Below are 12,354 nucleotides of genomic sequence, written 5' to 3' on the forward strand. Positions count from 1 at the left end.
CCTTTTGGATCGAACTGGAATTGCATGCTGAGCTATGAGGATCATCTACCCGAAGCTCTACCCTTTGACAGCACCCAACAGGACACCCTTGGCAAAATGCTTCTGAATAAACGGATAAACCAGTAAAATAGGTAGCGTGCCAACAACGACGACGGCCATCTTGATCGATTGATCAGGAGGCTTCACATAAGTCAGATCCATAGTCGACATATCGAGTGAGCCTGAAGCCAGCAAAATCATCTGTCGGAGCAGAACCTGCATCGGCCACATCTTCGAATCACTTAAGTACAGCAGCGCATTGAAAAAATCGTTCCAGTGACCCACTGCATAAAACAGGCCAAACGTAGCAATAACCGGCTTCGATAAAGGCAGCACAACCCGCCATAACACACCCAAATCGTTGCAGCCGTCCATCCGTGCGGATTCGATCAGCTCATTCGGGATTTCCTGAAAAAAAGACTTGATGACGATCAGATTAAATGCGTTGATCGCTACAGGAAGCATCACGGCCCAGTAGGAGTTGAGCAGCCCCATGTTTTTGACGACCAAATAAGTCGGAATCATCCCGCCGCTGAATACCATCGAGAAAATTATCATATTCATCATCACATTTCGACCCAGCATGTTCCTGCGCGATAAGCCGTAGGCGAAGGTAAAGGTGAAGAACAAATTAACGAGAGTACCCGCTACCGTAATAAATACGGATACCAACAAACTGCGTGGCAAGGTATGATCCTTGAACACGTACTCATAAGCATTAAACGTGATGTTCTGCGGAATCAGAAAAAACGATCGACTGCCGATTTCGATTTCCGATGCAAATGAGCCTGCCACAATATACATAATGGGCAGCATCATGCAGAACGCCACCAATGCCAGAAACGAATAGTTGGCGATATCGAACCATTTGCCGCCCAAGCTGCTGTGCCGCATAGCTGCAACCTCCTTAGCGTTTTCTTAGAAAACTATCTTCGTTAGCGTTAACCTTCAAGTTTTTGCAACTTAAACATTTTAGTTATGATTAATGAGCGGAGCGAGCGGAGTGTGCTGGAGATAGCGAAGCGGTGCCTTTGTTCGCTTATTTCTACCTCTAAATTCCTTATTCAATGAAAGAAATTCGTGAACAACAGCAATCGTAGGAACACTCTGGTCGTGCAGCGAACCTAATCATTACTCCTCAAAATATCCCCGAATGCCCAGAACGCTTAGCCAAATAGTTGGACGTGAAAACCAAAATAATACCAATAATAGCTTTAAACAATCCAACCGCCGTACTGTAGCTGAACGCCCCCTGCGTTATCCCGAGCGTGTACACATAGGTATCGAATACCTCAGCCACAGGCCGATTCAGCGCGTTGCTCATCAACAGCACCTGCTCAAAGCCCCGATCAAGGAAATTGCCCATACGCAGAATCAGCAGCACAATGATCGTCCCGCGAATGGCCGGCAGCGTAATATGCCATACCTGACGAAAGCGATTAGCTCCATCCACAATAGCGGCTTCATACTGCTCCTGATCCACTCCCGCCAATGCCGCGAGAAAAATAATCGTTCCCCATCCGACTTCCTTCCACAGGTTCTGCGTAATAATGAGCGGTCGGAACCAGTTCTCACTGGTCAGAAAATCAAACCTGTACCCTGTAAGGCTGAACACCATTTCATTGACAGCACCACCCTCTGTCGTGAGCAGCAAATAGGAAATACTGGCCAAAATAACCATCGAAATAAAATGCGGCACATAAATAATCGTTTGAATGAACCTTTTATACAAAGAGATCCGAACCTCATTTAATAACAATGACAATAAAATGGGTGCCGGAAAAAAGAAAACAAGATCGTATAACCCCAGCAGCAGCGTATTCCTCACCAGCTTGAAAAAAATCGGGTCCTGAAAAAACTGCTGGAAATTAGCGAAGCCGACCCATTCACTATCAAAGAAACCAATGAAAGGCTGATAGTTTTTGAAGGCAAGCAGCACGCCCCACATCGGAACGTATTTGAAAATAAAAAAGTAAAGAAGTCCCGGCACACAAAGCAGGAGCAAATATTTATCTCTGCTGAGCTTTGCCAACAGCGGACTTTTTGAAGGAACCTTCACCGCAGCTTGTCCTTGGGCTGCAAGCGAATCGGACCGGGTTGCTTTGGCCATATGTTTACTCCTTTCAATCGCTATACCACTTAGCTTATTCGCAGCATACTTTTCCAACAATCAGACTTTTTTGAAATGACCTCAATGAGGGTCAGGACATTTTTTCCAATTTTAGATTTTTTAGTTCACTGCGAGCTGGACAGCTTCGGAGCCTTTGCACTTTTCTTATTTTTTAATACTTTTTTGCAGAGATACGCCAAAAAACCGTCGAACAGACTCGGCTGTGACGGTTTTCTAGCTTGGATTATACGTATGTATTCCGGCTCATCTCCCGATAATGGCTCGGTGTTATACCTTCCTGCTTTTTAAAAATTCGGTTAAAATAACTATGCTGATACCCGACCTGCACGGCAACATCGTTTATTTTCAGCTCAGTATCACGGAGCAGTTCTTTAGCCTTCCCTATTCGCAGCTCGGTCAAGTAATCAATAAAGTTTTTCCCATTTACCTGCTTGAATGATTTGCTGAGAGAGACGGCGTTCATCCCGGTATGCTCTGCACAGCTGTCCAATGAAATTTCATTCATATACTCATTTTGCAAATAGATCATTGCCGACTCCACAACCTTCTTGACCTGCACATCGGAACGAGCCTCCAGCTCTCTCACAAAAGGGTGTATGACCTTGGCATTAAACCAGTTCAACATCTTCTGCGGCTCACGGATCTGCGTCAGCTGTTCATACAGATTGGCTGATTTATACACCCGGCTCGGGTCCATACCGGAGTGACGAATGGCATGCAGGATGCTGCCCAGAAGCTGAAGCATTCCCTGCTGTATATCAATTTCCTTGGCCCTTCGCTCCAACAGCTCCTCCAGAAACTGCATAATCGTGTGCTCAGCCTCCTGCTGCTGACCTGTACGCAGCATTTGTATAATTTCACGCTCCAGTACAAACGGGTAACGCAGCTCATTCATTTCTTCACTCACTTCCAGCGTCTCCAGATCCAGCATCTGATTTTCATTTTCAAAATTGCGATAGCTCAAGGCTTGCTTGGCTTCCTCATAACGAAAAGGGATCTGGGCAATCAAGGGTGTCGTTTTCCCGATAGCTATGGAAACCTGCAGCTTTAAAATATGATTGATCGTATGCATCAATTCTTCGCTAAACGCCTGCAGCTTGTCTGTAAACGGCCGATCTGGAGAGACAATGATAAGCAAACCGATCGATAAATCGTGAAAGTTGACGGTACTGGCCTGTTCCAAGCGATTCGCCGCCAGCTCTTCAATAATGTTCGCCGCAGCAAACGTAACCAGACCCTCGTCACCCAATGAAAACCTGCCCTCTAAATTTTCAAAGCCGGTCAATTGAATATGCATCACCTGAAATTGCTGGTCGTCCACGATCCAGTCAAAGTTTCTCATCCGCTTCTTCAAATCTTCTTCCGAATAGGCATACAGAAAGCCTTGCACCAATTGTAGCAGGAAGCCTTCCTTCACATGAGGCAGCTGCTGCTCCAGCTTGTTTTGCAGGGTAATGCTTTCTCTGCTTAAATGCAGCCATTCCTTTTCGATCATTTTAAATTCATCCGTGTGCTCGTTCGTACTGTCCACAAACAGCTTGTTAGCCGTGAGCAAACGGATCAATCGATCAATCGGTGAATAAATTTTGCGGGATGCCAGCCAAGACAGGATGAATGCCAGCAGCAGTGCGGTGCAGCTGACGGAGAGAATCAGCTTGGAAATAAACACAACCGGTTTCGTAATCGCATTAATCGGTGAAGCCGAGACATAGATCCAGTCCGAACCAACCCGCGAAAACGTGCCATAGGAAACCGTATAGGTCGTGTTTTTCCAGTCGTACAGAAAGGAACCGGTTTGGGCTCCTCCCTTCATCACCTCGTTCCTCAGAACCTCGTCAAAGCCGATTGAATTTGCTGTTCCTGCGCTGGATAGAAGCACATTTCCATCATTTTGCATGATGAAGGTTTCACCTACGTTGTACGGTGTTAGCGTTTTCAATAGATTGGATGCTTTCTCTTTGTCCACACGAACCAGCAGGGCACCAAAAGGTTCAAAATTAACACCTGGCAGTTTATGAACTAAAGTCAAATCGGTTGCATCCACTATACCCGGATCGGCGGGGAGATCGGACCAAAAAACCAGTTTTCCTTGCGATAGCATTTCGATGTAACTATCCATGAATGTTCTGTTCTGTATCACATCATACTCGGGATAAAAACGGATTGGCTGCACGCCATTGAGGAACAGCTCCACCTGCTTGGCCAGTGGACTTGAACCCTGCATAACACCCAATGTCTTGGTCACATCACGGGCAATTTCAAACTCCGTATAAAAATTAACATCCTTCAGGCTGCTATTAAATTTGGGATCGAATGCCCAGTGGGCAAGCGAATTTTCCAGATAGGTGAACTGGTCATCGACATTAGCGGCTCTTTGTAAGATTTGACTCTTATGCAGCTGCAGCATTTCATTTTCCAGACGGTCCCCACCCATCCAATAAATAATAAAGCCCACAATAACACCTGGAATACTAGAAATTAATAAAATCAATATGAGGCTGTTGCGAAAAAATCTCCCTTTTAACAAATCACCCTCACCTCTTTATGTAAGTCGTTGTACTATCATGACATAAATTGTATTTGTAACTCAAGAATTTTTTTATACAGAGGTGGTCATCCTAAAATGATACTTTGGACAATTGGGGGGAACCATGATGGGTATAGAAACGAATCAAGAGGGTTTTATTGAGGAGGATCGGAATCGATATACGGATTTCAAAACTGTCGAATCCCAAAGAAATGATCTCACCGCCGAGGAATTCCCGGAAGGCCCCTATGGATCAACACATCTAACAGAATCTCTTGGCAAAAGCAGTCCATGGCGCAGAGATCAACGCCCGCCTAACCGTTTCACCTATGAAAATCGTGAGCTGCATGCAGGTCTGTCCCGCGATTATCCTGGCGACCATCCTACACATGACGTGGAAGATGACGGGCAAATCGAGTCTTGATTCCAATAGATTCAGATGATCCGAAAACAAAAACGACAGCGAGAGTGTCATGGACATTCTCTGCTGCCGTTTTCAGATGTTTTGCTATGATGCCATATATACGAGTGCTATCAAATTAAATCTTCATGACGCCGCCAGTACTTGCGGAAGTAACAAGCTTCGAGTAGCGGGCCAAGTAGCCTGTTTTCACTTTCAGCTCAAAGCCTTTCCAGTTGGACTTGCGACGGTGCATTTCCTCATCGGAAATTTTCAACTCAATACGGCGTTCGATCAAATCCAGCTCGATGATGTCTCCGTCTTCAACGAAAGCAATCGGACCACCTTCAGCCGCTTCCGGTGAAATATGACCGATGCTGATCCCGCGGGAAGCTCCTGAGAAACGACCATCCGTGATCAAACCAACCTTCGCTCCAAGACCCATCCCAACAATTTGTGAAGTAGGTGCCAGCATTTCCGGCATTCCCGGTCCACCCTTAGGGCCTTCATAACGAATGACAACTACGTGGCCTTCTTTGACTTTTCCGTTAGCGATACCAGACAAAGCTTCTTCTTGGGAATCGAAGCAAATAGCAGGACCCACATGCTTGCCGCCCACTTCTTTATCAACCGCACCCACTTTAATAATTCCGCCATCTGGAGCCAGATTACCGAACAATACTGCCAAGCCGCCGCGCTCGGAATGCGGATTATCCAATGGATGGATAACATCCTTATTAAGGATTTCACAGCCAGCTACATTCTCACGCAGTGTTTTACCGGAAACGGTAATGCAATCGCCATTCAGGGCGCCTGGCTTTTTGAGCAGCTCATTGATGATTGCACTCACACCACCTGCGTTATGCACATCTTCGATGTGATAGTCGGAAGCTGGAGCGATTTTAGCCAAATGCGGTACACGGTTAGCTACTTCGTTGATGCGCTCGATCGGATATTCAAAACCCGCTTCATGTGCCAAAGCCAATGTATGAAGTACAGTATTCGTAGATCCACCCATTGCCATATCCAGAGCAAATGCGTTATCGATAGCTTCGATGGTTACAATATCACGAGGTTTAATATCCAATTTAATAATTTCCATCAGCTGCGCAGCGGATTGTCTAACGAAGTCTTTGCGTTCTTCAGCAACTGCCAGAATCGTACCGTTGCCCGGCAGAGCCAGACCCAAGCCTTCAGCCAGACAGTTCATCGAGTTCGCAGTGAACATACCCGAACATGAACCGCAGGTCGGACATCCGTATTGCTCAAGCTCAAGCAGACTTTGATCGTCAATTTTACCAGCTTGATGCGCTCCTACGCCTTCAAATACATTGGAAAGCGAGATTGATTTACCGTTTTTATCTTTACCGGCTTTCATTGGGCCACCGCTGACAAAAATCGTCGGGATATTCACACGCAAAGCGCCCATCATCATACCCGGTGTAATTTTATCACAGTTCGGAATACAGACCATACCGTCAAACCAGTGGGCTGCAACTACAGTTTCAAGGGAATCCGCAATAATTTCACGGCTCGGCAAGGAATAACGCATACCGATATGACCCATGGCAATCCCGTCATCTACACCGATGGTGTTAAATTCAAAAGGTACACCGCCCGCCTCGCGAATAGCTTCCTTAACGATTTTACCAAATTCCTGAAGATGAACGTGACCTGGAACGATATCGATGTAGGAATTACATACCGCGATAAACGGCTTATCGAAATCTTCTTCTTTAACACCAGCTGCACGCAATAAGCTGCGGTGCGGTGCGCGGTCGAAGCCTTTTTTAATCATATCGCTTCTCATTTTTGGTTTGGACATTGGATGTGAAACCTCCTAGTATATAATCAGGTGCGAATTTTTTAGCATTCTATAAATTCTATCATGTTTGGCGGCAAATGAAAACGATATGTGCCAAAATCCCTTAATGATCTTTTGCCCGTATCTGCTTCTTCATGTATAATCGATTGTACAATGGCAGTTATAAGAACGGAGTGACCCGCAGTAATGGCAGAATTTGATCTATTATACGATTCTCAAGAGGATACACGTACACGCTTTGTTTGTTTTGTTGGTGATCTTTCCATGCACCGTTTTGACCTGGCGATCACATCAACGAACCGCTTTTATGGAAAAAAGCTGATTACCGATCTGCAATCAGGACGTACCGCTGTCATCGGGCCTGACGATCTGGATGAAGAAGGCTATCTGGAGCATGTATATAAACTGACTGAGGAAGAAGCGGCTGAGCTGGCTAACTTCCTGTCGATGGTCGTAGGCACGATCAACTTCACGGATCTTTAGCTAGAAGTCCGGTGAATAAGTCCCGCTGCACGACCAAATATCCTTCCGATCGCTGTTGAAATCGTGAAATTGGATGAAAATAAGCGGTTTATTCACGATTTCAAAGGCGAGCGCTTGCGCTTCTCCAGGATCATTTGGTCGCTCCGCTCTTATTCACCAGACTTCTAGAATTTGTTAATAAGATCTTCAGTATTACGTTGCAAAAAGAGCCCTCCGCGGGCTCTTTTATGATCTTGCTATGATGATTTAGCGTTTTACCAGATCTTCACGCACCGGCGTAAACGTATCGAGCAGAATACTTGGCTCAATTGCCTTGGCGCCATGCTTGGCGTTGCTCGGGATGTAGATCGTTTCACCCTGCCCAATGACATGCTTCTGCCCATCAATAGTGAACTCCAGCCTGCCCTTGATACAGTAAGAAAATTGCTCATGCGGATGGCTGTGCTCGTAGCCCTCGGCATTTTCCTCGAAATGAACTTCCATCATCATAATCGTTTGGCCCGGCTCAAAAATCTTTCTTTTGACTCCAGGCTCCGCATTTTCCCATACTCCAATATTGCTCATTGTGAACCTCCTAAAAGTTTTCGAAGAAAACTGACTTCGTAAGCATGAACTTTAGAGTTTTCGAAGAAAACTATCTTCGTAAGCGTGTCCATATTCTATGGTAACATATCTCAATTGCGATTGTGCTGGATTTTTTTATATTCACTTGTACAAATTCCATATCATTAATCCCATCAATTTAGCCTAAGGGCATGGCTGTTTATAATCCAACTATTTGCCAGACGCCAGCAAGGTTGCTTCAATCTTCATACGCTGCTCCATACGCTCTTCATCCCCCATACGCGGACAGGAATAACAATAGCCATGGCCTGTATCCGTCAAATAGGCAAGACAGCATGAGGCCTTGATCCGCATCGTTTCTCCCGGGATACGCGGATTATCGATATGACGAAACTGGATGTCAAACGGATTCTTTTTCCTGCCGAATACTTCTGCAGCAAGCCCGTATCGGAGAAAGTTAAAATCCTCCCCGATTGTATGTCGCAGCTGATCGGTCTCGGCCTCTTTCTGCCAGGTATCATAAGCGTAATGAAGACGCGTAGCGAGCTGTCCCCAGAGCTGACCAGCATTAATTCCAACAGCAGCCGCGATTGACGACATCAGCGGAGCTACTTCATTCGCGTAAAAGGAGCTCAGCACCTGCTTCCTCCAATCATGTCTATCCGTACAGGGTACAGACAAGCTGTCGGAATCATGGAGATGAAACGCCCAGCGCGGACGATTATTGACCAAATGCACCTGCCCGCTCAGATTATGCAGTGACAGGTTATAGGCAGCATCATGATGGGAGATCGTATACTGAAGCGCTGCACAGACCCAGGCGAACCATAACGAAAAATAAGTGGCCGCAACCTCTGGCTTCATCGCTTTTAGCACAGGTCCGTACTGCTCAATCAACTGCTCGGCATTGCGTTTGTCCACTAGGTCAGCAAGCTCAAGTCGAAACAGAGCTTCAGGCAGCTCTGTTTTCACAACATACATATGCTTTTCCAAATAATCAAAATCGATCTTCCCCATTATCAAGCACCCCATTCAAATAAAGCGTTGAATAAATGATAATAGTTCTCATTTATGTTGTCAATCTTCGATGTTGATCTCTATATTTCATCGGAGTCGATCCCAGCTTTCTTTTGAACACATAATGCAAATAATTGGCGCTGGAAAACCCGTTCTGGAATGCAATCTGATCAATGGTTTGATCGCTTAGGCTCAGCTCATTGCAGATATGCGTAAGACGCACATGCTCGATATATTCGCTGAACGTACCTCCCGTATGGTCACGAAAAATCCGCTGCAGCTGGCGCGGGCTAATCTGCACACGTTCCGCAACAACCTCCAGTGTCAGCGGCTCCATATAATTATCCTTGATAAACTGTACAGCCAGTTTATAACGATATTGCTTCATATTACGCGATGGAATATCCGTTTGTGGTCCAGATGCATAAGCGCGCGTTGTACGCAAAAGAATCTGAATAATCGACTGCTTGATTACGGTAAACAGCCCAGGCTGATTCTCGTACCACGCCCGATAGGCGTTCAGAAAACATTCCATGGCCCGATATTGATCGAGCACCGGTTTGGCAGGCAGGAGCTTGAGCTGTTGGATGCAGGCCTCGGCTTCGGCAATTTCCGAACGGCGTCCCCAATCGCAGGACGGTTCACTTTCAGAGCCTTCTTCTCTTGGAGCTTCATCATGGTCCAGCTTGACAATATCGATATGCAGGCACAGCTCATCCATCGCTTCAAGAGCATCCGCCTCCTGGTAATGCACCAGATTGGGACCGGTCAGATAGAGCATGCCTTCCTGCAGCGAATAAGGAACCTCTCCGAGAATGACCTTGCCCTTGCCCCGGGGAATGTAGTGGAATTCAAATTCGGAATGTTTATGGAAGGATACTATTTTGCCTGGACTAAAGGTCGTATGATGAAATCTCAGCATACGAATTCCATAATGGCCCCAGCGGAACTCTACATCCAGGCGATCCAGTGCATGTCCCTGCTCCAGCATAAGCTCGTAAGGGTATGGCTTGGGGGTCGATCTTCCATGTATCTCCAAACTACTTACCTCCTCATTTCCTTCCATCTGAGCAACCATAAATGGGAAAAGGCCGCGCGACTCTGGCTGATTCACCAGTTACGCACAAGCCTTTCTTTTTGTGATATACCAAGGTTTCTTTACTGCATCTATGAGTCTGATTACTCAGCCAAATCACTCAGCTTGAATGCAGCACCCGATTGGGAAGATCGATTCGAAGCCTCCATCAAACGGGTCAGGTCCAGAGCAAGCTGAATATTTTCATCAGCTGTTGTTCCATTTTGTATATGGCTGACCCATTGGGCGAATGCAATAGGACTGCTTTCTGGAAGCTCGGTTTGAACCTGCCACTCCTTCACATCCGGTCCTTGCTTCGTACTGCGAACCAGCAGCTTGTTATCGTGCGTAGAATACAGCAGACTTCCCTCAGTACCATGTACTTCGATGACAAAAGGCGAGAACGCATTAACGAAGCCCGCTTCAACGACGGCTAAGGCACCACTCGCGTAACGCAGTACGGAAACCGCATTATCCTCAACTTCCTTGCCGGTCACATAACCATAATTGGCGCTGATGCTCTCGGGAAGTCCAAGAAACAAACGAGCCAAATACATCGGATGGCAGCCCAAATCGATCATGGCTCCGCCGCCGCACTGCTCCCGATTAAAGAAGCGTTCAGGAAGCCAGCCGTTCGCTGCCCGCTCTGAAGGTATGGCTCCGTTATGAGAAAGTCGGGTACGAACCAACGTCACATCACCAAGCAGCCCCTGGCTTAAAATATCCTGTACAGCCCGTGTGTAGTACTCGTTCAAGCGTGGCAGCGACACTGTCAGCTTGACATCCGCTTCCTCGATAGCTGCGAGGATCTCATTGCACTCATGAAGCGTTGTAGCAACGACTTTTTCTGTGAAAATATGTTTGCCTGCTTTGGCTGCCGCAATGATAACATCGCGATGCACGTTCGTAGGCGTTACCACGACAACGCCCTGAATGTCCGGCTGTGCCAGCAGTTCATCCAAATTTTCATAAAATTTGAAGCCGCGTTCTGCCGCTTCCTTACGTCCACGTTCAGCATCTTCGTCCCACAATGCGACAACCTGCGTATCCGGATGCTCGGTAGCATCACGTGTATAGTCTTTGGCATGAACATGCCAGAAGCTTAATATAGCAACGTTGATCAAGACTGCTTCCTCCTCTAGCTTGCTTTATTATTCGAAGTAAACGGCTTTGCCAGTTTTTGCGGATTCATAAATAGCTTCCAAAATTTCCGAAACGACGCATGCTTGCTCGGGCGTTACAATCGGCTGCGTATCATGGATGACCGCATCAATCCACAGACGAAGCTCGGTATCCTGCATGCTTTCTTGCTTGCCGTCATAGAAATCCACGCCTTTTGTGCCCAGCTCGATTTGATTCTTATACAAGCGGCTATGCTTTTCGCCATTCAGGCGCAAGCCGTCTTCCATATCTGCTCCGCCTTCAGTACCGCTCAAGGTACATTTGGCTTCCTTCACATCCAACGTATTCAATGCCCAGCTGGATTCGAGAATGATCGTAGCGCCATTTTTCATCGTGATCATGCCAAAGGCCGAATCTTCAACTGTGAATTTTTTCGGATCCCATGAACCCCATGCATTGGCAGCGTTCTCTTTTTGCGACAATTTGTGAAAAGTAGTACCGAGAACAGCCTTCGGCTCATAGTTGTCCATCACCCAAAGCGTCAAATCCAGAGCATGTGTACCAATATCAATCAGCGGACCTCCGCCTTGCTTTTCTTCATCCAAAAACACACCCCATGTAGGTACAGCGCGACGACGAATCGCATGGGCCTTGGCAAAATAAATATCGCCCAAATCACCATTCGAAGCAACCTGCTTCAAATACAGACTGTCAGGACGGAAACGATTATTGTAGCCAACGGTCAGCTTCTTGCCTGTACGTTTGGCAACCTCCACCATACGACGAGCGTCAGCTGCCGTCTTAGCCATCGGTTTTTCACACATAACATGCTTGCCCGACTCCAAAGCCGCGATGGAAATTTCAGCATGCGAATCATTCGGTGTACACACATGGATGACATCAATAGAACCGTCTTTTAACAGCTCGGTATAGTCTTCATAAACCTTAGCTCCTGCGACACCATATTGTTTAGCTGCTTTATGGGCTTTCTCCACAACAATGTCACAAAAAGCGACAAGCTCAACTGTTCCCAGCTTGGACAAGCTTGGTAGATGCTTACCGTTGGCAATGCCTCCACAACCGATTATTCCTACTTTTACTACATTCGACACGTATGTATGCCTCCTATAAAATAATGACTTGGTTACATAGTAGCATGTTTAGATCGAAG

At 46.4% G+C, this 12,354-nt stretch carries 11 protein-coding genes; 2 read left to right on the forward strand and 9 right to left on the reverse strand.

Annotation, left to right across the window (positions count from 1 at the left end):
- Positions 1-57 precede the first annotated feature (57 nt).
- The 3 genes from NST47_RS31060 to NST47_RS31070 all read right to left on the reverse strand — a co-directional run bounded on the left by NST47_RS31060 (position 58) and on the right by NST47_RS31070 (position 4,697).
- The gene (locus NST47_RS31060; RefSeq protein WP_341158593.1) at positions 58-933 is read right to left on the reverse strand and encodes a carbohydrate ABC transporter permease; all 876 of its coding nucleotides are present in this window, start codon (positions 931-933) and stop codon (positions 58-60) included.
- 244 nt (positions 934-1,177) lie between these two features.
- A complete protein-coding gene (locus tag NST47_RS31065; protein ID WP_240416438.1) occupies positions 1,178-2,149 on the reverse strand; it encodes an ABC transporter permease in 972 nt (323 codons plus the stop codon).
- Positions 2,150-2,393: 244 nt separating this feature from the next.
- The gene (locus NST47_RS31070; protein WP_341158594.1) at positions 2,394-4,697 is read right to left on the reverse strand and encodes a helix-turn-helix domain-containing protein; all 2,304 of its coding nucleotides are present in this window, start codon (positions 4,695-4,697) and stop codon (positions 2,394-2,396) included.
- 127 nt (positions 4,698-4,824) lie between these two features.
- On the opposite strand from NST47_RS31070, the gene NST47_RS31075 reads away from it, so the two are divergent.
- On the forward strand, positions 4,825-5,121 hold the full coding sequence (locus tag NST47_RS31075) for a hypothetical protein (protein WP_076236352.1): 297 nt from the start codon (positions 4,825-4,827) through the stop codon (positions 5,119-5,121).
- A gap of 115 nt (positions 5,122-5,236) precedes the next feature.
- Here NST47_RS31075 and ilvD read toward each other — a convergent pair whose 3' ends face one another.
- Positions 5,237-6,922 (reverse strand): dihydroxy-acid dehydratase, encoded by a 1,686-nt coding sequence (ilvD, locus tag NST47_RS31080; protein ID WP_341158595.1) that lies wholly within the window; start codon positions 6,920-6,922, stop codon positions 5,237-5,239.
- 186 nt (positions 6,923-7,108) lie between these two features.
- Here ilvD and NST47_RS31085 point away from each other — a divergent pair, with 186 nt between their 5' ends.
- Positions 7,109-7,405 (forward strand): DUF3055 domain-containing protein, encoded by a 297-nt coding sequence (locus tag NST47_RS31085; RefSeq protein WP_262687158.1) that lies wholly within the window; start codon positions 7,109-7,111, stop codon positions 7,403-7,405.
- A 246-nt stretch (positions 7,406-7,651) separates the two neighbouring features.
- On the opposite strand, the gene NST47_RS31090 is transcribed toward NST47_RS31085, so the two are convergent.
- The 5 genes from NST47_RS31090 to NST47_RS31110 all read right to left on the reverse strand — a co-directional run bounded on the left by NST47_RS31090 (position 7,652) and on the right by NST47_RS31110 (position 12,295).
- A complete protein-coding gene (locus NST47_RS31090) occupies positions 7,652-7,969 on the reverse strand; it encodes a cupin domain-containing protein (RefSeq protein WP_240421415.1) in 318 nt (105 codons plus the stop codon).
- Positions 7,970-8,179: 210 nt separating this feature from the next.
- Positions 8,180-8,986: a ferric iron reductase gene (locus tag NST47_RS31095; protein ID WP_341158596.1), complete on the reverse strand. Its 807-nt coding sequence runs from the start codon at positions 8,984-8,986 to the stop codon at positions 8,180-8,182.
- 52 nt (positions 8,987-9,038) lie between these two features.
- Complete coding sequence (locus tag NST47_RS31100) at positions 9,039-9,977, reverse strand: AraC family transcriptional regulator (protein WP_445667492.1); 939 nt, start codon at positions 9,975-9,977, stop codon at positions 9,039-9,041.
- Between the two features lie 188 nt (positions 9,978-10,165).
- Positions 10,166-11,185 carry a Gfo/Idh/MocA family protein gene (locus NST47_RS31105; protein ID WP_341158597.1) on the reverse strand — a complete coding sequence of 340 codons (1,020 nt, stop codon included), beginning with the start codon at positions 11,183-11,185 and terminating at the stop codon, positions 10,166-10,168.
- Between the two features lie 27 nt (positions 11,186-11,212).
- On the reverse strand, positions 11,213-12,295 hold the full coding sequence (locus NST47_RS31110) for a Gfo/Idh/MocA family protein (protein ID WP_341158598.1): 1,083 nt from the start codon (positions 12,293-12,295) through the stop codon (positions 11,213-11,215).
- Between the last annotated feature and the right edge of the window lie 59 nt (positions 12,296-12,354).

This window comes from Paenibacillus sp. FSL H8-0034 (assembly GCF_038000305.1).
Lineage (GTDB): Bacteria > Bacillota > Bacilli > Paenibacillales > NBRC-103111 > Paenibacillus_S.

Coding starts and splice junctions, on each gene's coding strand:
- NST47_RS31060 (WP_341158593.1), bottom strand. CDS start 933: ATGCGGCACAGCAGCTTGGGCGGCAAATGGTTCGATATCGCCAACTAT.
- NST47_RS31065 (WP_240416438.1), bottom strand. CDS start 2,149: ATGGCCAAAGCAACCCGGTCCGATTCGCTTGCAGCCCAAGGACAAGCT.
- NST47_RS31075 (WP_076236352.1), top strand. CDS start 4,825: ATGGGTATAGAAACGAATCAAGAGGGTTTTATTGAGGAGGATCGGAAT.
- ilvD (WP_341158595.1), bottom strand. CDS start 6,922: ATGTCCAAACCAAAAATGAGAAGCGATATGATTAAAAAAGGCTTCGAC.
- NST47_RS31085 (WP_262687158.1), top strand. CDS start 7,109: ATGGCAGAATTTGATCTATTATACGATTCTCAAGAGGATACACGTACA.
- NST47_RS31090 (WP_240421415.1), bottom strand. CDS start 7,969: ATGAGCAATATTGGAGTATGGGAAAATGCGGAGCCTGGAGTCAAAAGA.
- NST47_RS31095 (WP_341158596.1), bottom strand. CDS start 8,986: ATGGGGAAGATCGATTTTGATTATTTGGAAAAGCATATGTATGTTGTG.
- NST47_RS31100 (WP_445667492.1), bottom strand. CDS start 9,977: ATGCTGGAGCAGGGACATGCACTGGATCGCCTGGATGTAGAGTTCCGC.